Below are 23,743 nucleotides of genomic sequence, written 5' to 3'. Positions count from 1 at the left end.
CACACTTCCCAAGTTGTACGCATCGTTATTAGGCAAACGATTTGGCTGCTTGCAACCTGCCGGACAGGGCTTGAAATGACTTCAAAATAGGATTTTTAGCATTAATTGGCATAAAAAAAAGGATATTTTTATAAAAAATAACTAAAAAGGTCGTTTAGCTGTTCGGAAAAGTGAAAAATAATATTTCTGCAACTCCCGTCATGGGCGGGATGATAAGAGTTATCCACTATTCCTGTGGACAACCATGTGTATTAGGTTTAGAAAAGCGGCGTAAAGCGAGAGGGGACGCGGGTTTATACGCTTTGCCGCCATTCTCGGCTTTTTAATTAAGTTGTTATATATCAACTTGTTATTTAAAATCAAGCCACTGACTATTGATCGGATTTTTATGTACGTGTTATACCCCAGAACTATAAATAGGGTAATTTGAGATAAATTCTGTGGATAAATCTATCACTGATACCAAAAATGTTATGGCAGGATCACGCTAAGAAGGGTAGCCACTCCGGGCTAATGCACGCTAAAGTGGCAACTTCCGCTCGAGTCTGGTTTTATACCCAGTCACATAAGCACTGGCGTAAATTACCGCCGCTTTCCATACTCAACAGGGTGGGTCACTCGGCACCTCCCCCGACGATCATTTGTCCGCGTATATCTCCACAAGGCAGCCGAAGCAATGAGTAAAATTTTCAAACTTCATGCGGATTTCAAACCGGCTGGCGATCAACCGGAGGCAATCCGTAAACTGGAAGCGGGGCTGGAAGATGGCCTGGCTCACCAGACGCTGTTGGGGGTCACTGGTTCAGGCAAAACCTTTACTATCGCTAATGTGATCGCCGATCTTAATCGACCCACCATGGTGCTGGCACCCAACAAGACGCTGGCAGCGCAGTTATACGGTGAGATGAAAGGGTTCTTTCCTGAAAATGCGGTGGAGTATTTTGTTTCTTACTACGACTACTACCAGCCAGAAGCTTACGTACCCAGTTCCGATACCTTTATCGAAAAAGATGCCTCGGTGAACGAACACATCGAACAAATGCGGCTTTCCGCCACTAAGGCGTTACTTGAACGCCGTGACGTGGTGGTGGTGGCTTCCGTCTCGGCGATCTACGGCCTGGGCGATCCAGATCTGTACCTAAAGATGATGCTGCACCTGAACCAAGGTATGATCATCGATCAGCGCGCCATCTTACGTCGGCTGGCGGAATTGCAGTACAGCCGTAACGATCAGGCTTTCCAACGCGCCACCTTCCGCGTGCGCGGCGAGGTGATTGACATCTTTCCAGCAGAGTCGGACGATCTGGCGCTGCGCGTTGAGTTGTTCGACGATGAGGTGGAACGGTTGTCGCTGTTTGATCCGCTCACCGGGCAGATCGAACAGGTGGTGCCGCGTTTTACTATTTACCCCAAGTCACACTATGTAACGCCGCGCACGCGGATACTCCAGGCGATGGAGGAAATCAAAGCCGAATTGGCCGAGCGTCGCCAAGTGCTGTTGGCTAACAACAAGCTGCTGGAAGAACAGCGCTTAAGCCAACGTACTCAGTTTGATCTGGAAATGATGAATGAACTGGGTTACTGCTCAGGCATTGAAAACTATTCGCGCTACCTGTCCGGGCGCAGTGCAGGTGCGCCGCCGCCGACGCTGTTTGACTACCTGCCAACAGACGGCCTGTTGGTGGTGGATGAATCTCACGTCACTATCCCGCAGATTGGTGGCATGTTCAAAGGGGATCGTTCGCGCAAGGAAACCCTGGTGGAGTACGGTTTCCGGTTGCCGTCGGCGCTGGATAACCGCCCGCTGCGCTTTGAAGAGTTTGAGGCGCTGGCACCGCAGACCCTGTATGTATCCGCCACGCCGGGTAAATATGAGCTGGAGAAATCCGGTGGTGATCTTATCGATCAGGTGGTGCGCCCCACCGGGCTGCTGGATCCGGAAGTGGAAGTGCGCCCGGTTACCACCCAAGTGGATGATTTACTCTCGGAGATCCGCAAACGGGTAGCGCTCAACGAGCGTGTGCTGGTAACCACGTTGACCAAGCGCATGGCAGAAGACCTGACCGACTACCTGGAGGAACACGGTGAACGCGTGCGCTACCTGCACTCAGATATCGATACCGTGGAACGCGTTGAAATCATTCGTGACCTGCGCCTGGGTGAATTTGACGTGCTGGTGGGCATCAACCTGTTGCGTGAGGGGCTGGACATGCCTGAAGTGTCTCTGGTGGCAATTTTGGACGCAGACAAAGAAGGCTTCCTGCGCTCTGAACGCTCATTGATCCAGACTATCGGCCGTGCGGCGCGTAACCTCAATGGTAAAGCGATCCTGTACGGTGACCGCATCACTGACTCGATGGCCAAAGCGATCGGTGAAACCGAGCGGCGGCGTATTAAGCAGCAGGCGTACAACGCAGAAAACGGCATTGTGCCACAGGGGCTGAACAAGAAGATTGGCGATATCCTGCAACTGGGCCAGCAGCCGGGCAAGCGTCACAAGGGTAAAGGTAAAAGCCAGGCCAGCGAAAACGCCGCTCAGTACCAAAGTCTTACGCCAGCAGCGCTGGAGCACAAAATCCGTGAGCTGGAAGCGCAGATGTACAGCCATGCGCAAAACCTGGAGTTCGAGCAGGCCGGCGCACTGCGCGACGAAATCCACCACCTGCGCGAGCAATTTATCGCCCGTTCGTGACAGCGATGCGGCAGCGGTTGCCTTTGTACGGGTAACGAAATTTCTTATCGCACCCAGCAAAGTTGATGTAAGGTGTGCGGCTTATTTGACGACGACGAGCATCGACCATGACCCCACATCTGTCCAAAGATCCGTTGCATGGCGTTACGCTGGAACAACTGTTGAACAAACTGGTGGAAAGCTATGGCTGGCCAGGGCTGGCTGAGCGCATTCGCATCAATTGCTTCAGAAGCGATCCGAGCATCAAATCCAGCCTGAAGTTTCTGCGCCGTACCCCCTGGGCGCGCCAGCAAGTGGAAGATCTTTATATCGATATGCTCAGTCGGGCCTCTAGCGACAACCCCTGGCTGCGTGGGCGCGACGGCACATCAGACGCGGGCGGCTAGCCCTACCAATGCTTGATCCAACGCCTGACGCAACAGTTGGCGATCATGACGATGTGGGATGTCGCTGGCCTCCAACGGTTGCTGAATCACCACCCGCTCCCGTATCTGACGAGTGTCAACGCCGGGGCCGACGATCAGCGCATCGATCATTTGGCGGCCAATTTTTTCCTCCATCAGTACCAGCTTGTCTTTCAGCGGTAGCGACGCGGCGGCAACGCTCAACTCGCGGCCCAAGTTGTCGATATAAATCATATTGGCGCTGCTGCGGCGCAGGGCTTGGGTGAGGTCATCCAACAATAACAACGGCATCAGGCTGGTCAAGAAACTGCCTGGCCCAATCAGGATCACATCGGCTTGGGCAATGACCTCCAGGGCTTCACGCGTGGCCGTGACCTGCGCTGACAGCATCAATTCCCGTGGCATGTTGATTAACTGATCGACATTCACCTCGCCGTAGACGTGGTTGCCTTCGTGGTCATACGCCACCAGATCAACCGGCTGCTCGGACATTGGGATCAAGGTGGCGTCCACTTTCAGCAGGCTGCGTACCAGATTGATCGCCTCCAGCGGGCGTACACTGAGGTGATCCAGCGCTTTCAGCATCAGGTTGCCGAGGTTGTGACCAGAGAGTTCACCGTTACCGCTGAAGCGGTACTCGAACATCGCCGAGGCTACGCTGGGTTCGGCAATCAACTGGTTTAGGCAGTTGCGGGTATCGCCCCAGGCAATACCGCCTTCTGAGCGGCGTATGCGGCCAGTGGAACCGCCATTATCAGTGGTGGTGACGATGCCGGTTAGGCGGGAGCCCAAAGACGACAGGGCAGACATCAGGCGACCAAGGCCATGACCACCGCCTAATGCTACCACCCGATCAAGATCAGCCAGGGTTCGATTTCGCATAAATTTCCTTACAAAGGCGCTGACGGCCCGCATACCCTAGCCTATCTGCGTGGTGAGGGTCAATTCGTCTGTACAATTGGCGTTTATTCAGGCTTGGCAAGATCTACCCCATGTAAAAACGCTGTAGAGACAATTGTATAGTGACATTGGCTATCACCGCTGTTTAGCGCTAGACTTCTGCCGAGAATCTCGGTTTCATTCCGCTCGCGCAGACAGCGACGATTGCAATCAAAACTCCTGGCCTTTGATCCTACGCTGTTCTTTCAAGACAATATGGCGCTTGGGCCGTGGCGAAGGGAGCCACCAGGGTGCAGAGTGGAAACGCTCGTATCTCCCGACTTAGGAAAGGTGTGATAGTGCCGCAACTCACAGATGCTTATGAGCGTAAGTTTTACTATTTGCGTTTATCGATCACCGACGTGTGCAATTTCCGTTGTACCTACTGTTTGCCCGGCGGTTACACACCTACCGCCCGCCCTAAATCTTTTTTATCGCCGGATGAAAGCCGGCGCGTCAGCCGCGCGTTTGCAGAACTCGGCACCGAAAAGGTGCGTTTGACCGGTGGTGAACCGTCACTACGCCGCGATTTTACCGAGATTATTGCCGCAGTGCGTGAAAACCCGGCGATCCGCACACTGGCGGTCACCACCAATGGCTACCGTATGGCGCGCGATGCTGCCAGTTGGCGCGACGCCGGCCTGACGGCGATCAATGTCAGTATCGACAGCCTTGATGCCCGCCAGTTTCACCTCATTACCGGTCAAGACAAGCTCCGCCAGGTGATGGATGGCATTGATGCCGCTTTCAGCGCCGGGTTCAAGAAGGTTAAAGTCAACACAGTGCTGATGCGTGATGTTAACCATCAGCAGCTTGGTGCCTTTTTGCATTGGATTAAGCCCCGTCCAATCCAACTGCGTTTTATCGAACTGATGGAAACGGGCCAAGGTGGCACTCTGTTCCACCAATGCCATCTATCCGGTGAAGTGATTCGCCTGCAACTGGAGCGGCTGGGTTGGCGGCGTCAGCCGCGTGGCCGCAGCGATGGCCCGGCGCAGGTGTTCAGCCATGCGGACTATCAGGGGGAAGTCGGGTTGATCATGCCCTATGAAAAAGACTTTTGTGCCAGTTGCAATCGGTTACGGGTCTCCGCTGTTGGCAATTTGCACCTATGCCTGTTCGGCGAGCAGGGCATCCCCTTGCGCGATCTGCTGGCGGATGATGACCAACTTGCTGCATTGAAGGATCGTATCGTGCGCAGTCTACTGAGCAAAAAGCAGAGCCATTTCCTGCATCAAGGCAACAGTGGTATAACACAGAACCTGTCATTTATCGGGGGTTAGGTTATGTCGCGTCATTGACCGTAGCACTACCGCAGACCCGAGAGACTGGGGCCACTAGAACCATCGCCGATGCACCACATCCAGCCACATTTCATTTGAAGAAGCAATAAAAGATGACACAACTAACCCACATTAACGCTGCCGGCGAAGCCCGTATGGTTGATGTTTCCACCAAGGCGGAAACGGTACGCGAGGCGCGCGCCGAAGCCTTTATCAAGATGTTGCCCGCCACGTTGGCCATGATTATCGACGGCAGCCATCACAAGGGCGATGTGTTCGCCACGGCGCGCATCGCTGGTATTCAGGCGGCCAAACGCACCTGGGAGTTGATCCCGCTGTGCCATCCACTGCTGCTGAGCAAGGTTGAGGTACACCTGGAGGCGCAACCGCAATACCATCGGGTGCGCATTGAAACCTGCTGCCGACTGAGCGGCAAAACTGGCGTCGAGATGGAAGCGCTGACTGCCGCCTCAGTGGCGGCACTGACCATTTATGATATGTGCAAAGCGGTACAAAAAGATCTGGTTATCGGCCCAGTGAGGCTGCTGGCAAAAAGCGGCGGTCAGTCCGGTGATTTCAAGGTGAATGCATGATTGATATTCTTTTTTTTGCGCAGGTGCGCGAACTGGTGGGCATTGGCGCTTTGGCGCTGCCAGCCCACTATCCAACGGTGGAATCGCTGCGTCAGGCGTTGTGCACACGCGGTGACCGTTGGGCGTTGGCGCTGGAGCCAGGCAAGCTGTTGATGGCGGTCAATCAATCGTTGGTGGCGGCAGATCATCCATTGCGCGCTGGCGATGAGGTGGCGTTCTTTCCACCGGTAACAGGGGGGTAAGCATGGAGAATACCCGTATCCGCGTTGGTGAAGCCCCGTTCAGCATTGGTGATGAATATCAGTGGTTGGCGCAGCGCGATGACGATGGTGCGGTAGTGACCTTCATCGGCAAAGTGCGCAACCACAATCTGGGCGCGGATGTCAGCGCACTGGCGCTAGAGCACTACCCAGGCATGAGCGAAAAAGCGTTGGCGGAGATCGTGGCACAAGCGCGGGGCCGTTGGCCATTACAACGCGTGACGGTGATCCATCGTGTTGGCGTATTGTTCCCCGGTGATGAAATTGTGTTTGTTGGCGTGACTAGCGCGCACCGCAACATGGCGTTCGCCGCCAACGCATTTATTATGGACGACCTAAAAACCCGCGCGCCGTTCTGGAAGTGTGAGACCACCAGCCAGGGTGATCGCTGGGTTGATGCGCGAGCCAGCGATCATCGGGCGGCGGGATCTTGGCGGCGCGGTTAAACAGCGGAAACAAAATCACCCTTTCGTGCCATAGTTTCTGTGGTAGGCTTATTACAGGCTAGACCCGTTTTCCCGCTACGCTTTTCATGGCGGCAACGTGAAATTCATTGGGAATATAGGGTATAGAGAAACATTTAAAATCTTATTCCACATGCAAAAGGTAATCGCCATGGATCGATATCCACGCTCTAATGGTTCTATCGTCGAACGTGCTAACAGTGGCATTCAGGCTTATATGGCGCAGGTTTATGGCTGGATGACCTGCGGCCTGTTGTTGACGGCGTTCGTCTCCTGGTATGCGGCTCAAACGCCCGCCATCCTCAACTTTATCTTTTCTAGCCAGATCACTTTCTTCGGCTTGATCATCGCGCAATTGGCACTGGTGTTTGTGATTTCCGGCATGGTCAATCGTCTTAGCGCTGCACTGGCTACCTCGTTGTTTATGCTCTACTCGGTGCTGACCGGGCTGACGTTGTCGAGCATCTTTATCGCCTACACCTACAGCTCGATCGCCAGTACCTTTGTGGTCACCGCTGGCATGTTTGGCGCAATGAGCCTGTACGGATACACCACCAAGCGCGACCTGAGTGGTTTTGGCAGCATGCTGTTTATGGCACTGATCGGCATCGTGCTGGCATCGCTGGTGAATATCTGGTTAAAAAGCAGCGCACTGATGTGGGTGATCACCTATATCGGGGTGGCGGTGTTCGTTGGCCTGACCGCTTATGACACCCAAAAATTGAAGGCGATGGGCGAGCAGTTAAATACTGATGATCACGACAGCTTGCGCAAATACGCCATTGTCGGCGCACTGACACTGTATCTTGATTTCATCAACCTGTTCCTGATGTTGCTGCGCATTTTCGGCAATCGTCGCTAACAGCGCTTTATCGATATTGCGACATGGCCTGCGGTGTGATTATCAGCATCACACCGCAATTAAAAACAGATTGATGTGTTGTTAGCGTGTAAAGTTGCCGCTTGTAGTTCGACTTCTGTTATAATCTCTTCCATGTGGTGCACCGCAGTTTGTGCCAATCCCTCGTGGTCATATTTAATGCCCCGTCTGAATTATCCTCCCAAGATACTGCGCCCAACACTAATAGGTTAGGGAGGATCTGGAGTTTTTCTCTATTATGTCATTTAAAACCCTCGGCTTAAGTGCTGAAATATTGCGCGCTGTTGAAGAACAGGGCTATCGCGAACCTACGCCAATTCAGCGTCAGGCTATTCCTATGGTGTTGGCAGGGCGTGACCTGATGGCCAGCGCCCAGACCGGTACCGGTAAAACCGCTGGCTTTACCCTGCCGTTGTTGCAATTGCTCAGTCAACATGAGCAGCCGGCCAAAGGCCGCCGCCCGGTGCGTGCGCTGATCCTGACGCCCACTCGTGAGTTGGCGGCGCAGATTGGCGAAAACGTCGATGCCTACAGCAAATACCTGCGCCTGCGTTCATTGGTGGTGTTTGGCGGCGTGAGCATCAACCCGCAGATGATGAAACTGCGGGGTGGCGTTGATATCCTGGTGGCGACCCCAGGTCGCCTACTGGATTTGGAACATCAGAACGCCGTCGATCTATCCAAAATTGAAATTCTGGTATTGGACGAAGCTGATCGAATGCTGGATATGGGCTTTATCCATGATATCCGCCGTGTGTTGACCAAACTACCGGCCAAGCGTCAAAACCTGCTGTTCTCTGCCACCTTCTCCGACGATATCAAGGCGCTGGCGAATAAGCTGCTGCACAATCCGGCATCAGTTGAAGTGGCGCGCCGTAACACTGCCTCTGAGCAGATCGAACAGAGCGTGCACTTCGTCGATAAGAAGCGTAAGCGGGAACTGCTGTCGCAGATGATAGGCGCAGGTGATTGGAAGCAGGTGCTGGTATTCAACCGCACCAAGCACGGTGCCAACCATTTGGCCGAACAGCTTAACAAAGACGGTATCACCGCAGCGGCGATCCACGGCAATAAAAGCCAGGGCGCGCGTACTCGTGCACTGGCCGATTTTAAAGAGGGCAAAATCCGTGTGCTGGTCGCTACTGACATCGCGGCGCGTGGTCTGGACATCGACCAACTGCCACATGTGGTGAACTACGAGTTGCCTAACGTACCGGAAGACTATGTGCATCGCATTGGTCGTACTGGCCGCGCTGAGCGTACCGGTGAAGCGATTTCACTGGTGTGCGTGGATGAGCACAAACTGCTACGCGATATTGAACGCTTGCTGAAGCGTGAGATCCCGCGCATTGCCTTGCCGGGCTACGAACCGGACCCAACCATTAAAGCTGAACCGATCATCAACGGTCGCCAGGGGCGTGGGGCTATGCGTGGCGGTGGCAATAGTGGTCAGCGTGAAAATCGCAGTGGCGGCAACGCTCGGCCACAGGGGGAAGGCCAACGCCGCTCTGGTGCGCCTTCGCGCGGTTCTCGCAGCCGCAAGCCAACCGAATAAGCTTTAGTGCTCATAGCATAGCCGCCAAAATCTGGCGGCTTTTTAGATTGTGGTGGTGTCTGACAATGGCCCGTGAGCGCCGGGCGCGGGCCGTGGGGTCTGATGGGCCATGTTCAAATGACCCCAGCCCTTTAGGTCGCGTCCCCAGAGCCGATACTGCGCGTTGTCGGGGTTGTACATAGGCTTGTCCTGCCCCACCTGCTTAATTACGGGCTTTTGGGTCTGCGAGGCCGCCACGGTCAATGACGGAATACAACCTAGTTTAGGGGAGGAGCATGCGCGTATTATTGGCTCCGATGGAGGGTGTACTTGATTCTTTGCTGCGTGAATTGCTCACCGAAGTGAACGACTACGACCTGTGCATCACCGAATTTCTGCGCGTGGTCGATCAACTGCTGCCAGCCAAGTCGTTTTACCGCCTATGCCCAGAGCTGCATCACGCCAGCCGCACCGCGTCTGGCACCCTGGTGCGTGTTCAACTGCTGGGTCAACATCCACAATGGCTGGCGGAGAATGCTGTGCGTGCGGTCGAACTGGGGTCTCACGGTATCGATTTCAACTGCGGTTGCCCATCGAAGCTGGTCAACGGCAGCGGCGGTGGGGCGGTACTGCTGAAAGATCCGGCGTTGATCTATCAGGCGGTCAAAGCGATGCGTATCGCCGTGCCAAACCCGCTGCCGGTGACGGTTAAAGTACGTCTGGGTTGGGATTCTGCCAGCCGTAGCCTTGAGATTGCCGATGCTGTGCAGCAGGCGGGGGCCAGTGAATTAGTGGTGCATGGGCGCACTAAAGAGGACGGCTACCGGGCGGCGTGTATCAATTGGGCAGCGATTGGCGAGATCCGCCGGCGCCTGACCATCCCGGTGATCGCCAACGGTGAAATCTGGAACTATCAGAGCGCGCAGGATTGCCTACAGGTGACCGGCTGCAACGCGGTGATGTTAGGGCGTGGTGCGCTCAACGTGCCGAACCTGAGCCGGGTGGTAAAATATAACGAACCGCGAATGCCCTGGCCACAGGTGGTGCAACTGTTGCAAAAATACGTTCATTTGGAAAAACAGGGCGATACCGGCCGATACCATGTGGCGCGTATCAAACAGTGGCTGGGCTATTTGCGCAAGGAATATGACGAGGCAACGGTATTGTTTAGCAACATACGTACTCTGACCCATTCCAAGGATGTCGCGCGAGTGATTTGCCGCTGACGAGAAATAATCGCCCCGTCAGCGGTGGCTAGGCTCAATTTAGTGAGAGCCTGGTGCTTCGTGGATCTGCTGCTCCTGCTTAACTTCCTGCGCATGTTTGCGTAGGCCGAACCAACCGAGCACCAGCAGCACGGCCAGCACCGGAATGGTGGCGATAGTCCAGGTGCCGTTAGGGTAGTCGAACGCCATCATAATCACCACCGCCAGTAGGAACGCCAGCGTTAGCCAGGAGGTGAATGGCGCGCCGGGCATCTTGAAGGAGACCGGCTTTGCGTGGCCTGCGTGGATGGCTTTGCGCAGACGCATTTGACAGACGATGATAAATGCCCAGGAACTGATAATGCCCAGCGAGGCGATGTTTAGCACGATTTCAAATACCCGCGAAGGCACCAAATAATTCAACAATACACCGATTACGTAGATGCCGCAGGTTACCAGGATGCCGGCATAAGGCACCTGCTGGCTGCTCATTTTGGCCATGAATTTAGGCGCAGATCCTCCCATCGACAGCGAACGCAGGATACGGCCGGTGGAGTACAGGCCAGAGTTGAGGCTGGACAACGCGGCGGTCAGTACCACGATGTTCATGATAGTGCCGATATAAGGCACCCCCAGTTTGCTGAAGAAGGTAACGAACGGGCTTTGACCTGCCTGGTAGGCATTCCAGGGTAGCAGCAACACCAGCAGTACCACGGAACCTACGTAGAACAGGCCGATACGCAAGATAATGTTGTTGATCGCCTTCGGCAGCATTTTTTCTGGCTCCCGGCACTCGCCAGCGGCGGTGCCGATCAGCTCAATGCCAGCAAAGGCGAAGATCACCCCTTGCACCAACACTAGCGCTGGTAGCAGGCCATGCGGGAACATCCCACCGTTTTCGGTAATCAGGTGCAGACCGGTGGTGTTGCCTGCCACCGGGGTGCCGATGCCAAGGAACACCACGCCAGCTATCAAAAACAGCGAGATGGCGGCAACTTTGATCAGCGCAAACCAGAACTCCATTTCAGCAAACCACTTCACGCCGATCATGTTCATGGTGGCGACCACCCCAAGGGCGCAGAGCGCGAACAGCCACTGCGGCACTTCGGCGAAGGTACCCCAGTAGTGCATATACAGCGCAACGGCGGTGATATCGACGATACCAGTCATCGCCCAGTTAAGGAAGTACATCCAGCCGACGACATAAGAGGCTTTTTCGCCGAGGAACTCACGCGCGTAAGAGACGAAGCTGCCGCTGGTGGGGCGGTGCAACACCAACTCGCCCAACGCGCGCAAAATGAAGAACGAGAAAACCCCGCACACCAGATAAACCAGCGCTAATGCAGGCCCAGCCATTTCCAAACGGCCACCGGTGCCAAGGAACAGGCCGGTACCGATTGAGCCGCCGATGGCGATCATTTGTATCTGCCGGTTGCCCATGCTTTTGTGATAACCGGCTTCATGGGTGTCTAACCAACGTCTTTTGGCTGTGTGCTTGTCATGTGCAGATTTGCTATGTGATTGCATCATCCGTCCTGTTTACCTGTCTATGATTAACCCTGTGTTTGCCAAAGGGAAACGTTTACTACCGCTATTCGTTATGAGAATGAGAGCTTGGCATCATTCTGTTGTTTATTGTGTATATAGCTGCTACCGAATAACGGCGGGACATGCTACCTGTTCTCGGTAAATGAGGCAAAAAAATACTGCGGAAATGCACCGTGAGGCATGGCGTTGCAGCAGGGAAGGGGGGCGGATTGCTTTATCCGCTGTGCTCTATTGCTCGATGGTTAGGGATCTCAATCGCTTTTTTTAAGAGCGCCTGACCATGACTGCTGGCACGCTTCATCCCATTGATGGCACGTGGCTGATATAGCGGCCAATCATCTCTTCCTGTGTCAGCGTCTGTTGCCGGTGCCGTTGCGTCTGGTGGTCATAACCCTGATCCGAATGAAACAACAGCCGCCCAGTATGTTGTCGCGTTTCCACAGCATTACGCAAAGCCCTGCACACCAAATCAGCATCGGCGGTTAATGAAAGGGCTGAACCGATAATTCGGCGTGCATATAAATCAACGACAAGTGCGAGATAGCATCATGTGTCCTGCAGGCGAATAAAACGGATATCACCACACCAGACGCGGTTTGGGGCTGCAGGGTTAAACTGCCGACTCAATAAGTTCGGCAATGCCGGACTGTTATCATCGTTTTTTCGGTAACGGGGTTTAACCGGCTGGCTGCTTGTCAGTCCGCACTCTTGCATCAGGCGTCGCGCCAGCCATCGGCCCGCATCAATCCCACCCTGTCGCAGCATCTGGCTGATTGTTCGGCTACCTGCGGCACCACGACTAAGAGCGTGGAATGCGCTGACCCGACTTCGTCACTCAACTCTTTGCACATTTATGGGGCTTTTCAGCTGCGCGTAATAAACGCTACGGTGAACACCGAACAAATGACAAAGAACCCGTACAGGCCATTTCGTTTTTAGCCGTGTGATTAACGCGATAATTTTCCGGGGATTTCGCTCATCAGCCGGCTTTAGTATTTCTTTTTCCATCTCAAGGCGCTTTATCTGCGCTTTAAGCCGCTGAATTTCACGTTGCTCGGGTGTAATGGCATTCCCAACCGGCCCAATACCCAGAAGTTGACAGTGCTTGCCGCCACGCTCGCGCTGTCATCATGTTCACTGAATGAAATCAGTAAAATGGACAAAGAGGCCATGGGTCAGGCAAACACCGCTCAGTGTGTTCTGCATAGCCAGCAGGCCGTGTCACAGCCCTCGGTGATCTGGTCTGATAAGCCGTGGGTTAACCTGCAACCGCCGTGCAGTAGACCGAAGGGCTGATGCGTAATACTTTTCACCTGCATGGTGGCTTCCAGCGTTTCTGCGGTCAGCGCTGAAAACTTAATACCAAGGTGGTCGATCAGCGTGTTCTGACAGCGCTGATTTAGCTCATCGAGCGAGATGGAACGTGTAGATCATCAGTTTCCTTATGGCGCATCAGAGCGGGCTTGGCCCGGCGTCGTATTCAGGCACCAAGCGTGGCACCACCGTCAATCACGATATCCTGCAGCGTGATATGGCTGGCGGCATCAGAGGCAAGGAACAGCACGCTGTCGGCAATTTCATCCGGCTGAGCCACTTTCCCGAGCGGGATCCCCAGCTTGAACTGCGACGGCAATCCGTCGATTAGCCGCTGCTGTGCGGCGGGATCTTCGCCCAGCATGCCCTTCAGCATTGGCGTCAGGGTTGATCCGGGGGATACAAGGTTACAGCGCACTCCGTAAGGTGCCAGTTCAAGCCCCACGCTCAGGCACAGGCTACGCATCGCGGCCTTAGAGGCGCAGTAAACCGCCATATTGACGCGCGGAACGTGGGCGGTATTGGAGGCGACCGAAACGATACTTCCGCCGCGTTGGCGCTGAAAGTGCGGAACCGCTATACGGAACAGGTTAAAAACCGCACCGGCGTTGACGTTCAGCGACTGCTGCCAGTCTTCCCAGCTAAGCTTTTCTATAGTACCTAAGCGAAGAATGCCGGCACCGTTGACCAGAATATCCAGACCGTCTTTCTCCAGAAGTTCGGTGCCGATCTTATTGACCGCTTCCGGAGAACTGACGTCCAGGCGAATACAGCGAAACGGCACATCATCGCGCTCGAAAGCAAGATCGAGTCCGATGACCGAAGCGCCGGATTCAGCAAATCGAAGGGCGATTTGTTGCCCGATACCGCGCCCCGCGCCTGTAACCCAGACAACTTTATTTTTGAAACTCATCATTACGCCTCCTGACGGGCGTTCAGCAGCGTCAGCCAGGCTTTCAGCGTGGGCTGCTTTACCAGCGCAACAAAGTTGAGCTTGTGTCCCTCTTTGCGCCAATGAGAAGCCAGGGACATGATGCGTACTGAATCCAGGCCGTAGTCCAGCAGGTTGTCGTCATCGGCCAGCGCTTCGGTATCTTCATCCAGAGCGTTGGCCAGCAGGGCAAGCAGCTTTTCTTTGTTCCAGGCCCGATCGTCCGAGGCTTTAAGCTCCGCCAACGCGGCTTCCGTGCTGAGTATTCGTCCGGAGCGCCCTGCGGTATAGCGCAGCGCCATTTCATGCTCCTGCTGGCTAAAGTCGGCAAGCGCGTCTGCCACCATAAATGGCTGAATATCTCGCATAAAAGCGTCGGTGGCGGTGGTCAGGCAGCCGATATGTGCGTACACCCCGCCGATAATTAACTGGTCGCGCTTTAGTTCCCGCAGACGAGACTCCAGGTCTGAACGCTGAAAAGCGCTGTAGCGCCATTTAACCAGCACGGTGTCCTGCTCCGCCGGGGCCAGAGGTTCGACGAACTGTTGTTGTTCCGGGTGTCGGTTAAGCCCTGGCCCCCACATATCGTTGAGCAGCGCGCGATCCTCTGGTTGTTGGTGATTAGGCATCCCGGTGTAAAACACCGGGATGCCAAGCTGGTGGCCGCGTTCGCGAAGGGCCACCAGGTTCGCAATTACCTGGCGGATCATCGGGCTTTGCTCATCCCAGAAATTGAGGAAATAGTTCTGCATGTCGTGGATCAACAGAGCGCAGCGTTTGGGTTCCAACTGCCAGCTAACCCTATTTTCCGGCAGCGTCTCTGTGTGGGGTGGCAATCATTTCTGGACTATTACAGGGCAAGGTGATCTAGCCGCTAAGCCTTCATTGGCGCGGTATCAGACTGGTTGGCGTTTTCTGGACTATCTGATAGAAAATGACAAAAAATTGAGTTTTTTGCATTATTTTCTGGATTGCTATGACAGTAGTTTGAACTATTTTTAAGGCCGTTTTGACATTGGAATCAATGATTAATATGTATATCATCCAAGTTTGATGGATTAAACGGCCTTCTTGTGTTTGCTGGTAAGGCCTAACTGCGTTGATTTTTCTGCCTCAGGGCTAGCACACACTTTATTATTATTTAAAGCCTCTGCTGAATTTGCTTGGTGCGCAGTGAGAATTTGCTCCTTTAGAACACTTGGAAGCTGTAATAGTCTGATGTTGTCATCATTTAGCAGGTAGAGTATTGTTACTAACCCCTTCATTGTTAACTGTTTTGTTAGTGCCTCAAGTTCATTTTCCCCCAATAAAAATAACATTTCTGATAACCGCTTATGCCATTGGCGTTCTTCAACAGTTATTCCACATCTTTTGTTTTTGGACTCAAATGAATCCTTTTCACCGAGGAGCCATTCTACTGAGACGCCTTCTACGTTTGATATCTTGGATAGAACTTCATATCGAGGCTTGGCATCTGGTCTAGAGAAGTAGTTCTTTAGGGTACTTAAGTTGATACCCCAGTCTTCTGAGCACCTGCGTACTGTTCTACCTCTCATGAGCATTTTTAATTTATTGGCAAATGGTTCTTTATCATTGGAATCAAAAGAACCTTCATGTTGTTTTTCATTACTGACGTTTTTTTCCATATAATCACCATTAAATCATGTATTTAGAACAGAAAACTTTAATTTTTATTTTTACTCAAAAGAACCTTGAAAATGTTTCTTTTGAGTATTATTATTTATCCGTAGAGATAACCGCGCGATTACCCGGGCGGGTAACTTTTTAGGATAGATGAATGACGAGTCAAAAAGAAGATCAGCGTGCTGATTGGCACCCTGAAATCATCAAGGCAGAGATCCACAAGCGTGGCCTGTCTTTCCGTACGCTCTCTTTAAACGCTGGTTACAGCAGGGATTCACTTAAAAGTGTCCTCCGCACCCCCTGCAAGCCTTACCAACAAGTGGTTGCTGACGCCCTGGGAATTGCGCCAGAAGTTATTTGGCCCAGCCGTTATAGAACAGAAAGCTACATGCGTAAGGCGTCCTGATATGTATGTAGTCGCGAAAGAATTATTGGGTTTGCCAGGTCTTCCCACGACAACAAAGGGAATTCGTGAAGCGCTAAGCCGTTATTCGGGCGGATTGCCTGAGATGGTACGTAAACGCGCAGGTAGCAAAGCATTCGAATATCACATTGACTGTTTACCAGCTCAGGCCAGAGAGGCCGTTCGCCAGCGCCACTTTAAATCGGTGCTTGAGCAGTCAGGCTGCAAGTCTGACGGCCTGCCGATCAAGCGCAATTCCTTGGTTAAACCGCGTGAAGAACTGGAGATCATGCGTCAGTGCCCGGCACTGGTGGAGCGCGAGGTCGCCACACTGACCGACGACCAGAAAAAAGTGGCCGATGCGCGCGCCCTGCTGGCTCAGGAGGTGGAGAAACTGCGCGCTGCCGGTATGTCCCGAATTGCGGCGGTAACATTCATCGCCGACGGTTCTCGCCAGGGAACGCTGCCCGCGCGGGTCATGGTAGCGGCTGGGTTGGCCAACGCCCGCAAAGGCTCGAGTCGTATTGGCGTCAGCAAGAGCTGCCTGCAGGCGTGACTGACCCTCTATTTGACTACCAAGCCAGGCCTGGAGCGGTTGGCGTTATTGGCACCCGGTCAGCCCAAACGCAAACGCCCGGAAGACGTGGTCTGGTTCTTCGGCATGTTCTGGCCACACTACAGCAACCAGAACGGCCCCAGCGTCAAAGAGGCATACCGCTCGTTCAAGCGCGACTGGTACGAGACGTACAGCGACCAACCCGCCATGCTGATGGCCCTGCCATCGTATGACGCGGTAATACGTTTGGTGGATAAGCTGCCATTGCGGGAGCGTATGCGCGGACGCGTGTCGGGGTCAGCGGCAAAAGCCTTTGAAGTTTATCAGCAGCGTGACTGGTCACAAATGCCGGTGAACGGGTGCTGGATTTCGGATGGCAAGTCGCTGAATCTAAAAGTGGCGCATCCTATCCATGGCAGACCTTTCACGCCGGAGCTGACGCTGGTTATTGACGGCCGTACACGCTATATCGTTGGCTGGAGCGTTTCCCTGGCGGAGAATGCCATTGCGGTGGCCGATGCCTACCGGCATGGCATGAAACATTACGGCAAGCCACTGTTCGTGTATTCCGATAACGGCGGCGGGGAAACCAACAAGATGCTGGATGCGGACATTACCGGTATTTTTCCGCGCTTGCACATCGAGCACATGACCGGTATTCCCGGTAATCCGCAGGCGCGCGGCATCATTGAACGGTTGAACGGTGTAATGCCTGACCGACTGGCCAAGCGGTTCCTGACCTACAACGGCATCGGAGCCGACCCTAACGCTGTCCGTATTCGGGGGCAACAGATACTCAGTCTGTCAAACGCCTTGCGGGATGGGCGCGAACTGACCGCGCAGAACAAGAAAACGTTGAAGATCCTGCCCACCTGGCGGCAATTGATTGACGCCGTACAGGAGGAAATAGACGACTACAACAATCACCACGGGCATAGCGAATTACCCAAGGTTAATGGGAAATGGATGTCGCCAGCAGCTTACCGCCAGTGGGTACTGGAGCAGGAAGGTGACGACATCGAATACATGACGGACGGTGAATTGCGCGAAATGTTTATGCCGGAAGTTAAACGTGTTGCGCAGCGTGGCTGGATAGCCTTGGAGAATAACCAGTATTTTTCGAAAGAACTGATTACTGTTGACCGGCAGGAAGTCCGGGTGGCCTTTGATATCCATGATCCGACTGAAGTCATTGTTCGCCAAATGGATGGCACCTATGTTTGTACCGCCATCTGGAATGGTAATACCGCATCGCCAGTGCCGGTGGCCAGAGTCCAGAAAGCCCTGGAAGAGCGCGCGAAGCGTAAAATTAAACTGGCAGAGACCAAAATTCAGGATGCGGAAGACGAGTTGCGTCCCGCGCTGGAGCATAAAGCCGACACTGATTTCAGCAAATTCATTCCGATGGAGTCAAAACCGGATCGCATAAGCAGTAGACCCTATTTATTCGAATCCGAATATGAAGATGATTTAAAAAAGTACGGTAATTACCGTTAAGGCTTAAAAATGACTGTGATTGATAATTTAAATCGCCTGATGGCGAGGAAGTGTTACACCCAAAGCAAGGTTGCAGCGAAAACTGGCTTGAGTCCTGCTGTTATCTCGCAATATTTGAAAGGCGTTTATAACGGCAATATAGATAACGTTGAAGCGGCGATTAATAACTTTATTACCCGTGAGGGAGATAAAGAGAAAAACCGTGAGGTCAAAGCGTGTTTTGTTAAAACGCAATTATCCAGTAAATGCCTGACCTTGCTGAGAAACACCCATCTGGATGCCGATATCGGTGTAATTTATGGCAACGCAGGGTTGGGCAAGAGCATGGTATTGCGTCAATACGCCAGCAGCTATAACGACGTGATTTTAATTGAGGCTGACCCTGGCTATACCACCAAGGTGCTGCTGCAGGAGTTATGTGACCGTTTGGGGGTCAACAAGCGCGGCAATATCCACGACCTCAGTGAGAACTGTATCACCGCGTTACATGATACGGGCTGGTTGGTGCTTATTGATGAGGCTGAGTTGTTGCCTTACCGCGCCCTGGAAGCGATGCGGCGTATCCATGACCGGGCGGGTGCTGGTGTCGTGCTGGCTGGTATGCCACGCCTGCTACTCAACCTCAAGGGTCGCCGGGGTGAATATGCCCAACTTTATAGCCGCGTGGGTATGGCTATCGATCTGGATAGAGAAAAAGCAAAGCATGACCGAACCGACTTTGATCGCATTCTGGTGAGTTTATTACCCACTAATGACGATGAAAGCAATATCAAAATGCTACCTGAGTTAGCTGATGCCTTTTATAAGGCCTCAAAGGGGAATTACCGCCGTTTATTTAAATTGGCGCGGGGTGTAGTCCGCGCCAGCGGTATCGGTGATCAGGGTATTTCGGTGGCCCTGGTTGAAGAATATTCCAGCATGTTAATTAATTGATAATGGGAGGGGCTATGCAAGCCAGCGATTTTGATAATAACGCCAACACGTCATTGATCTCTGCGATGGTACGCGCTGAGTCCGTCATTCTGTCTTTAACGGCACGTGGTATCACGGTTCAAAGCATTATGTTTCATGGCGGTAAACCGGTCATTCGTATCAACTGCCATGCGTATTGTGAGCATATGGCCAGCACGGGCGAGGCCAGTTACCTGCATTTTGGTAACGGTCGCCAGGGCGAGTTTAAACAAGGGGTATTCGTCCAGGACGGATGCCGGGTTATTTGGTCTGAATCATTACATTAACAGGAGAGTATATGGCAAAGGTTATTTTTGATATTACTGAGAATGATGCTGTACCTACTGATAAATCCGGGCACATATCTGTCCCAGTCACCATCAGTGTAGGTATTGAAGGGCTTAATGATGGGCGGCCTGGGCATTCTGAATGCCTGGCGTTAATCATGAAACAAAATGCCGCTGACATTCTCATGATAATAAAGGAAATTTACATTATGAAATTAAAGGGTTCTGGCAATATTGAAGTCAACGCCGCGTTATTCAACGTTAATGAGCAGCAAGGAGATAAAAATGTCCACTAATACTACTGAAAATACCATTCCAGCGGGTTACTGGAAAGATGCACGTGGCATCCTTACCCCGGAAAGCCTGATTAAACCGGTAGATAAAGAGCGTGATGCGCTGGTTAAAGCCATTGTTGAACGCGCCAAGCCACTGCAGCAGGCATTGCGAGACTTTAAACAGGATACCTTTGCCGATATTCAGGCGCTGGTTGACCTCTCTGCAGAGCAGTACGGGGCGACCATTGGCGGCAAAAAAGGCAATGTCACCCTGTACAACTATGATGGCCAGTTTAAGGTTCAGCGAGCCATGCAAGACCGCATCGCCTTTGATGAACGTATCCAGGCCGCTAAAGAGCTGATTGATGCCTGTGTGGCTGAGTGGACTCAGGGCGCTCGCCCAGAACTGCTGGCCATCATTGACCGCGCATTCTCCACCGATAAAGAAGGCGAGATCAACCCTGGCCGCGTACTGCAGCTGCGCCGCCATGATATTACCGACCCTCGCTGGTTACGGGCGATGGATGCGCTTGCCGAAGCTGTCCAGGTGGTCAGCAGTAAAAGCTATATCCGTCTCTATGAGCGTATCGGTGACTCCGACCAATATGTGCCGATCTCTTTGGATATTGCCGGGGTTTAACATGCGGATTAATGAAAAGGAAGTTAATAACAGTTATATGGCTTATGCACGTGGCGCTGTTCGCGCCGAGCAACGCGGCGATTATACAACTGCGTCAACCTTATGGAATAAGGCAGCAACTGCAACATGCAATAGCCATAATCTGCACTGGGCATTATACCGTAAATCCCACTGCAATCATGCGGCGACAAAACAGTGGAGTAATCCAAATGCAAGCCAAGCAGTTTAATGAGACCTACAAGGTCGGATGCCATTTCATCTATACACCTAACCCTATCTTACGCGGTGGCCGGATAGTCAAGACGGTGGATGTGGCGCGTGATTTAAGTGAGTCCACCGTGGTGGAAATTAATATTGAACCTTGGTTTGCAAATATTAAATCGTTAACGCCTGCGGGCTGATTTAAATCGATTTCAATCATTATTTAATTAATGGCGTAAACCCGCAGGGGCAGGCTTGCGCCAAATTCAGGAAAACCCCGTATGGAAAATAATGACAAACTTCTCGCCAAAATTAAAAAGCTGTTGAATCTTGCGCGTAAAAATACCAATTCGCATGAGGCGTCGCTGGCGCTGGAGCGGGCGCAAAAAATGATGCGCGAACATCGGGTGACTGAGACTGACGTGGCGTTGACGGAAATCAGCGAGGCCAGCAGTGAAGGTGCCCCCTCCCATGCCAATAAAACGCCCCGCTACATGTCCATGCTTATCGAGATTATTCGCCAGGCTTTTGGCGTACAGAGTTATCTCGCATGGCGTATCGGCAAGCGCACGGTGGTGTTTTATGGGCCTGATGAACGTCCGCAAGTCGCGGCCTATGCTTTTGACGTGTTGACGCGCCAGATGATGTCCGCCCGCCGTGAGTTCAGCGCGGGTCAGCGCAGGAGTGTCAAGCGAACCACCAAGACAGGGCGGGCTGATGCATTTTGTGAGGCGTGGGTGCATGGCGCGTACCAGGTTATTGACGCATTTGCTGTGACACCTGCCGAAAAAGGCCTGATGGAAGCTTACTACAAAAAAATCAGCCGCAATTTTGTCACGGTGGCGCATCGTCCCGCTAAAAAAGTGCGCGGTGATGAGGATGCGCGTGGAGCAGGCTATGTCGCTGGCACGAACGCCAGGCTGAGTCATGGTGTGGATGGCAGCTCCAGCGCCGAGCAAGAACCTCTGCAGATTGGGAGGTAAGGTCTATGTATCTTTGCGTCAGCGGTTGCGAGTACCAGGATAACGGCGATCGGCGCATCTATCACCTCAACGACAGCAGTACCGTGGTGGAGTGCCCGAAGTTGCCAGGTAAATCCCGGTTCAAGTTCTATGACGGCCATAACCGCACCGTCTATACCAGCCAGGCCAGAACGGCGATGAAAAGCGCCGTTGAACGTCATAAAAAGCAATGGAGAATTCAATGAACAACATCATGATCGATATCGAAACCCTGGGTAAGAAGCGCGGCTGTCCGGTGCTCTCCATTGCTGCCGTACAGTTTGATCTGCAGACCGGCAGTGTCGGCGAGACCTTCTATGAACGAATGAGCTGTGATGCGGCTCTCACCTATGGCCTGCCTGAAATTAGCACCCTGGAGTGGTGGGATAAACAGAGCAACGAGGCACGCGATGCCGCCTTTAACGGTACACGCCCCCCTGTCAGTGTCGCCGCTGAACTGCGAGCCTTTCTGCAACGCACTGGCGGTGGTCGCTGTATTCCTTGGGGCAATGGGTCGGTCTTTGATATCACCATTTTGGAGGGCTGGTTTGACCGCGTAGACCCACAGGTTGACGCCAGGGGGGACGACATCTACCCGTGGAAGTTTTGGAATATTGCCGACCTGCGCACACTAGTGAGCTTATCGGGGATTAATGTGAAAACGATCCCGTTTGCCGGTGAAAAGCACAATGCGCTGGCCGATGCTCTGCACCAGGTAAAAATTGCCCATGCAGCCTGGCGACAGCTATTCCCAAGATGGAATGTTGATCATTACCAGCGTTGTGAGATCCGCACGGAGCCGCTGTCGTCCAATGATGTGGCTCCGTGTGAGCGAGTATTGAGAACACTAGGGCACTGGCCAATACAGTCCTGTCCGGGGGAAATGAGCATTTATCCACTCGGTCAACACCCCCATGGACACAAAACGTTTATCTGCAATTTGGGACATAACCACATTGGTGAGTATATGCCTGAACCAAGCAGTGACGGTCATGACCATTCCGTTTTTATCAGGAAGCAAGACGATGAAAAACAACCCTAATGTGGATCGCCTTAAACTGGCGCGGCGGCAGATTAATCGACTGAAAACGATGTCGCGCAATCTGACGGATATGAGCATTGACTGGGATGGGTTGGACGGTGGTATGGAGGCCGATTTTGAAGCTTTAGCCTCTACAGTTGAAGCCCAAATAAAGACCCACAATGAAATGATCGACGAGTGGAGGCAGTGATGAATAAAGAGATTTCAAAGCGTGATTATTACGCTTCGGGTTTGTTAGCCAGCGGCTTCACACAAGTGGAAGTCGCCGCACTCACTCAATTTTTGGATGCGCCAGCTGATAGCCTCTCATTCCAGGATGAGCTAATCCATAGTAAGCAACTGAAAATAGCCGAGGCTTTGAGCATATATGGGATCGTGAGCCATCTGCGCCGCCTGGCCGAAAGCCCCGATCATAAAGCTGCCGTTGCTGCTGTGGGGCTGCTAGTGCAACTGTCGCAACATACTGGAATGCTTGACATTTTGACGCATCCTAACCGTATTCATACTGCTCGTACCAACATACACGGGGGGTAACCGGATGATTATTCTCTATGTTCCAACAGATAACGCATTGCTGGATATCATTTCAAACCATCCATTATCAAAGGATTGGGACGGGAGCTACAGTCTGGCGACCTGGAATATCCGCAATGCGATCAGAAAGTTGCATCCCAACCAGCATGTAACGACGGCAGCGCTTCGCAAGCACCTCCGTGGTATGGCATTGCGCGGGCTGCTTAAATCGACCAACAGTAACGGAAACAATATTATTTGGACGCTGGTTGTACCATGTGGGGGGGATAATGGCGAACCTGATTAAAGTAATCCACACCGGCAAAAAAGCCCTGGGCTGGGACGACGAGACCTACCGTGCCGTGCTGGCGCGGGAGACCGGCAAGCGCAGCGCCCGTGACTGTAGCGATGCCGAGCTGGAGCGCATGGTGCGGTATATGCGTTCGCAGGGCTTTGCCCCGGTTGCCAGTCACGGCAAAAAGCCAAACGTGGCTGCAGGGCGTAAAGCCATGGTCAGCAAGATGGAGGCGTTGCTGGCCGAGGCCAATCGCCCCTGGTCATATCTGGACGGCATCATCAAGCGGATGCTGGGCGAAGTGAAGCCGCTGGCGTGGCTGAACGACGAGCAGGTGCGCAAGGTGCTGCAGATGTTGATTATCGACGCCAAACGGCACGGGAGGCTCTAA

At 53.1% G+C, this 23,743-nt stretch carries 31 protein-coding genes, 1 pseudogene and 1 riboswitch; of the genes and pseudogenes, 26 read left to right on the top strand and 6 right to left on the bottom strand.

What is annotated here, in order from left to right; all coding sequences use genetic code 11:
• Positions 1–676: 676 nt before the first annotated feature.
• Together uvrB and SYMBAF_RS09295 are read left to right on the top strand one after the other, a co-directional pair.
• Entirely contained in the window at positions 677–2,692 is a 2,016-nt protein-coding gene (uvrB, locus tag SYMBAF_RS09300) for an excinuclease ABC subunit UvrB (RefSeq protein ID WP_040264909.1), read from the top strand.
• Positions 2,693–2,799: 107 nt separating this feature from the next.
• Positions 2,800–3,078 carry a VF530 family protein gene (locus tag SYMBAF_RS09295; RefSeq protein ID WP_040264910.1) on the top strand — a complete coding sequence of 93 codons (279 nt, stop codon included), beginning with the start codon at positions 2,800–2,802 and terminating at the stop codon, positions 3,076–3,078.
• On the opposite strand, the gene yvcK is transcribed toward SYMBAF_RS09295, so the two are convergent.
• Positions 3,061–3,978 carry a uridine diphosphate-N-acetylglucosamine-binding protein YvcK gene (yvcK, locus tag SYMBAF_RS09290; RefSeq protein WP_040264911.1) on the bottom strand — a complete coding sequence of 306 codons (918 nt, stop codon included), beginning with the start codon at positions 3,976–3,978 and terminating at the stop codon, positions 3,061–3,063. The genes SYMBAF_RS09295 and yvcK overlap by 18 nt on opposite strands.
• Before the next feature lie 222 nt (positions 3,979–4,200).
• Positions 4,201–4,345: riboswitch (molybdenum cofactor riboswitch) on the top strand.
• Between yvcK and moaA the strand changes: the two genes are divergently transcribed.
• From moaA to dusC, 7 genes are all read left to right on the top strand, one after another.
• A complete protein-coding gene (gene moaA / locus SYMBAF_RS09285; RefSeq protein WP_040265102.1) occupies positions 4,332–5,318 on the top strand; it encodes a GTP 3',8-cyclase MoaA in 987 nt (328 codons plus the stop codon). It overlaps the preceding riboswitch by 14 nt.
• Before the next feature lie 113 nt (positions 5,319–5,431).
• Positions 5,432–5,911 (top strand): cyclic pyranopterin monophosphate synthase MoaC, encoded by a 480-nt coding sequence (gene moaC / locus SYMBAF_RS09280; RefSeq protein ID WP_040264912.1) that lies wholly within the window; start codon positions 5,432–5,434, stop codon positions 5,909–5,911.
• Positions 5,908–6,153, top strand: coding sequence for a molybdopterin synthase sulfur carrier subunit (gene moaD / locus SYMBAF_RS09275; protein ID WP_040264913.1), 246 nt, complete (start codon positions 5,908–5,910; stop codon positions 6,151–6,153). The genes moaC and moaD overlap by 4 nt, the downstream gene beginning before the upstream one ends.
• A gap of 2 nt (positions 6,154–6,155) precedes the next feature.
• On the top strand, positions 6,156–6,617 hold the full coding sequence (gene moaE, locus SYMBAF_RS09270) for a molybdopterin synthase catalytic subunit MoaE (RefSeq protein ID WP_040264914.1): 462 nt from the start codon (positions 6,156–6,158) through the stop codon (positions 6,615–6,617).
• A gap of 169 nt (positions 6,618–6,786) precedes the next feature.
• Entirely contained in the window at positions 6,787–7,497 is a 711-nt protein-coding gene (locus SYMBAF_RS09265; protein ID WP_006708081.1) for a Bax inhibitor-1/YccA family protein, read from the top strand.
• A gap of 256 nt (positions 7,498–7,753) precedes the next feature.
• Positions 7,754–9,070, top strand: coding sequence for an ATP-dependent RNA helicase RhlE (gene rhlE, locus SYMBAF_RS09260; RefSeq protein WP_040264915.1), 1,317 nt, complete (start codon positions 7,754–7,756; stop codon positions 9,068–9,070).
• 275 nt (positions 9,071–9,345) lie between these two features.
• Complete coding sequence (dusC, locus tag SYMBAF_RS09255) at positions 9,346–10,275, top strand: tRNA dihydrouridine(16) synthase DusC (RefSeq protein ID WP_040264916.1); 930 nt, start codon at positions 9,346–9,348, stop codon at positions 10,273–10,275.
• A 39-nt stretch (positions 10,276–10,314) separates the two neighbouring features.
• On the opposite strand, the gene ansP is transcribed toward dusC, so the two are convergent.
• Positions 10,315–11,781: an L-asparagine permease gene (ansP, locus tag SYMBAF_RS09250; protein WP_040265103.1), complete on the bottom strand. Its 1,467-nt coding sequence runs from the start codon at positions 11,779–11,781 to the stop codon at positions 10,315–10,317.
• Between the two features lie 381 nt (positions 11,782–12,162).
• Positions 12,163–12,900: pseudogene (locus tag SYMBAF_RS09245) on the bottom strand (IS3 family transposase); the annotation flags it as partial.
• On the opposite strand from SYMBAF_RS09245, the gene SYMBAF_RS09240 reads away from it, so the two are divergent.
• The gene (locus SYMBAF_RS09240) at positions 12,853–13,098 is read left to right on the top strand and encodes a hypothetical protein (RefSeq protein WP_082026914.1); all 246 of its coding nucleotides are present in this window, start codon (positions 12,853–12,855) and stop codon (positions 13,096–13,098) included. The pseudogene SYMBAF_RS09245 and the gene SYMBAF_RS09240 sit on opposite strands and share 48 nt — an antisense overlap.
• A gap of 184 nt (positions 13,099–13,282) precedes the next feature.
• Here the strand turns inward: SYMBAF_RS09240 and dhbA are convergent, their stop codons facing one another.
• From dhbA to SYMBAF_RS09225, 3 genes are all read right to left on the bottom strand, one after another.
• Positions 13,283–14,032 carry a 2,3-dihydro-2,3-dihydroxybenzoate dehydrogenase gene (gene dhbA, locus SYMBAF_RS09235; protein ID WP_152609094.1) on the bottom strand — a complete coding sequence of 250 codons (750 nt, stop codon included), beginning with the start codon at positions 14,030–14,032 and terminating at the stop codon, positions 13,283–13,285.
• Positions 14,032–14,883 carry an isochorismatase family protein gene (locus tag SYMBAF_RS09230; RefSeq protein WP_040264921.1) on the bottom strand — a complete coding sequence of 284 codons (852 nt, stop codon included), beginning with the start codon at positions 14,881–14,883 and terminating at the stop codon, positions 14,032–14,034. Before SYMBAF_RS09230 ends, dhbA begins: the two co-directional genes overlap by 1 nt.
• Before the next feature lie 222 nt (positions 14,884–15,105).
• On the bottom strand, positions 15,106–15,693 hold the full coding sequence (locus SYMBAF_RS09225) for a hypothetical protein (protein ID WP_052447726.1): 588 nt from the start codon (positions 15,691–15,693) through the stop codon (positions 15,106–15,108).
• Positions 15,694–15,845: 152 nt separating this feature from the next.
• Here SYMBAF_RS09225 and SYMBAF_RS09220 point away from each other — a divergent pair, with 152 nt between their 5' ends.
• The 16 genes from SYMBAF_RS09220 (at position 15,846) to SYMBAF_RS09150 (ending at position 23,743) form a co-directional block, all read left to right on the top strand.
• On the top strand, positions 15,846–16,097 hold the full coding sequence (locus SYMBAF_RS09220; protein ID WP_040264922.1) for a helix-turn-helix domain-containing protein: 252 nt from the start codon (positions 15,846–15,848) through the stop codon (positions 16,095–16,097).
• A gap of 1 nt (position 16,098) precedes the next feature.
• Entirely contained in the window at positions 16,099–16,650 is a 552-nt protein-coding gene (locus SYMBAF_RS18170; protein ID WP_336884896.1) for a DNA-binding protein, read from the top strand.
• A 12-nt stretch (positions 16,651–16,662) separates the two neighbouring features.
• Complete coding sequence (locus SYMBAF_RS09215; protein ID WP_336884895.1) at positions 16,663–18,147, top strand: Mu transposase C-terminal domain-containing protein; 1,485 nt, start codon at positions 16,663–16,665, stop codon at positions 18,145–18,147.
• A 9-nt stretch (positions 18,148–18,156) separates the two neighbouring features.
• Complete coding sequence (locus SYMBAF_RS09210) at positions 18,157–19,080, top strand: AAA family ATPase (protein WP_040264700.1); 924 nt, start codon at positions 18,157–18,159, stop codon at positions 19,078–19,080.
• Between the two features lie 14 nt (positions 19,081–19,094).
• Positions 19,095–19,385, top strand: coding sequence for a hypothetical protein (locus SYMBAF_RS09205; protein WP_052447727.1), 291 nt, complete (start codon positions 19,095–19,097; stop codon positions 19,383–19,385).
• Positions 19,386–19,396: 11 nt separating this feature from the next.
• Positions 19,397–19,681 (top strand): hypothetical protein, encoded by a 285-nt coding sequence (locus SYMBAF_RS09200; RefSeq protein ID WP_040264701.1) that lies wholly within the window; start codon positions 19,397–19,399, stop codon positions 19,679–19,681.
• On the top strand, positions 19,671–20,300 hold the full coding sequence (locus SYMBAF_RS09195) for a DUF3164 family protein (protein WP_040264923.1): 630 nt from the start codon (positions 19,671–19,673) through the stop codon (positions 20,298–20,300). The genes SYMBAF_RS09200 and SYMBAF_RS09195 overlap by 11 nt, the downstream gene beginning before the upstream one ends.
• A gap of 1 nt (position 20,301) precedes the next feature.
• Positions 20,302–20,529 carry an ANR family transcriptional regulator gene (locus tag SYMBAF_RS09190; RefSeq protein WP_160289791.1) on the top strand — a complete coding sequence of 76 codons (228 nt, stop codon included), beginning with the start codon at positions 20,302–20,304 and terminating at the stop codon, positions 20,527–20,529.
• Positions 20,510–20,701, top strand: a complete 192-nt coding sequence (locus tag SYMBAF_RS09185) for a hypothetical protein (protein WP_040265106.1) — start codon at positions 20,510–20,512, stop codon at positions 20,699–20,701. The genes SYMBAF_RS09190 and SYMBAF_RS09185 overlap by 20 nt, the downstream gene beginning before the upstream one ends.
• Positions 20,702–20,782: 81 nt before the next feature.
• The gene (locus SYMBAF_RS09180; protein WP_040264925.1) at positions 20,783–21,484 is read left to right on the top strand and encodes a DUF7168 domain-containing protein; all 702 of its coding nucleotides are present in this window, start codon (positions 20,783–20,785) and stop codon (positions 21,482–21,484) included.
• A gap of 5 nt (positions 21,485–21,489) precedes the next feature.
• The gene (locus SYMBAF_RS09175; RefSeq protein ID WP_040264926.1) at positions 21,490–21,708 is read left to right on the top strand and encodes a hypothetical protein; all 219 of its coding nucleotides are present in this window, start codon (positions 21,490–21,492) and stop codon (positions 21,706–21,708) included.
• Positions 21,705–22,544 (top strand): 3'-5' exonuclease, encoded by an 840-nt coding sequence (locus tag SYMBAF_RS09170; protein WP_052447728.1) that lies wholly within the window; start codon positions 21,705–21,707, stop codon positions 22,542–22,544. Before SYMBAF_RS09175 ends, SYMBAF_RS09170 begins: the two co-directional genes overlap by 4 nt.
• A complete protein-coding gene (locus SYMBAF_RS09165) occupies positions 22,528–22,734 on the top strand; it encodes a hypothetical protein (protein ID WP_040264927.1) in 207 nt (68 codons plus the stop codon). The genes SYMBAF_RS09170 and SYMBAF_RS09165 overlap by 17 nt, the downstream gene beginning before the upstream one ends.
• Positions 22,734–23,078: a hypothetical protein gene (locus tag SYMBAF_RS09160; RefSeq protein ID WP_040264928.1), complete on the top strand. Its 345-nt coding sequence runs from the start codon at positions 22,734–22,736 to the stop codon at positions 23,076–23,078. Before SYMBAF_RS09165 ends, SYMBAF_RS09160 begins: the two co-directional genes overlap by 1 nt.
• A 4-nt stretch (positions 23,079–23,082) precedes the next feature.
• Positions 23,083–23,364 carry a hypothetical protein gene (locus tag SYMBAF_RS09155; protein WP_040264929.1) on the top strand — a complete coding sequence of 94 codons (282 nt, stop codon included), beginning with the start codon at positions 23,083–23,085 and terminating at the stop codon, positions 23,362–23,364.
• Positions 23,336–23,743 carry a gp16 family protein gene (locus tag SYMBAF_RS09150; protein WP_419789484.1) on the top strand — a complete coding sequence of 136 codons (408 nt, stop codon included), beginning with the start codon at positions 23,336–23,338 and terminating at the stop codon, positions 23,741–23,743. Before SYMBAF_RS09155 ends, SYMBAF_RS09150 begins: the two co-directional genes overlap by 29 nt.

Source organism: Serratia symbiotica (genome assembly GCF_000821185.2).
GTDB classification, from domain to species: Bacteria; Pseudomonadota; Gammaproteobacteria; order Enterobacterales; family Enterobacteriaceae; genus Serratia; species Serratia symbiotica.
The sequence above is the reverse complement of the archived record's forward strand: the minus strand, read 5'-3'. Positions and strand labels throughout refer to the sequence as shown.